Raw genomic sequence first — 773 nt, forward strand, 5'->3', positions numbered from 1 at the left:
TCGAAATACTGCCCCTGAAACCGCAGCGGCTGGTCCAGGTAGTCCTCGCCCGCCAGGGTGATCGCCGCGACTTTGCCGTAGGCGTCGTACTGCGCCGACCAGACGATTTCGCCGCTGTAGTCGGTGAGTTCCTGTGGGGTGCCGAGGTGGTCGAGTTGGTAGTAGAACGGGCAGGCTTTTTTCGGGCCTTTGCCGTCGAGCAGCGCCAGGGGGCGGAAGGTGCCGGGTTCGTAGACGTAGCTGCGGTGGTGCGTCGGGCTGCTTTCGGCGACGAGGTGGTCGCCTTGCCAGAAGAACTCGGTGACTTGGCCATCGACGGTCTTGCGGATGCGCCGGCCGAAGGCGTCGTATTGGTACGACGCGGTGTTGCCGTCGGGGCGGGTCAGGCCGATCAGGCGGTGTTGGCAGTCGTAGCGGTATTCGGTGACTAACTGCTGGTCGCGGCCGCGACGTTCGCGGATCAGGTTGCCGAAGGCGTCGTAGTCATAGTGCCGATCGCCCTGCATCAGCAGGCGGTTGCCGTGGATTTTCGTCGGGCCGGGACGGTCCTGCATCAACAGGTTGCCGGCCGGGTCGTGGGCGAAGGATTCCGGCAGTTCGTCGCGCGAGTGACGCACACGAATCAGCCGGTCGAGGGCGTCATAGGCGTAGGTGCGCTGGCCGTGGCGGGTGTCGGCAATGTGCTCCAGATTGCCGTTGGCGCTGTAGGCATAATCGCGGCGATACAGCGCCTGGTGCTGATGGCCTACCGCGTGGGCGAGTAAACGGCCCTG

General features: G+C 64.9%; 1 protein-coding gene. It reads right to left on the reverse strand.

Features of this window, described 5'->3' with window-relative positions:
- A partial coding sequence (locus J5M57_RS27900; RefSeq protein WP_207850166.1) for an RHS domain-containing protein occupies positions 1-773 on the reverse strand: 773 nt, incomplete at both ends.

Source organism: Pseudomonas sp. 86_A (assembly GCF_017491705.1).
Lineage (GTDB): Bacteria > Pseudomonadota > Gammaproteobacteria > Pseudomonadales > Pseudomonadaceae > Aquipseudomonas > Aquipseudomonas koreensis.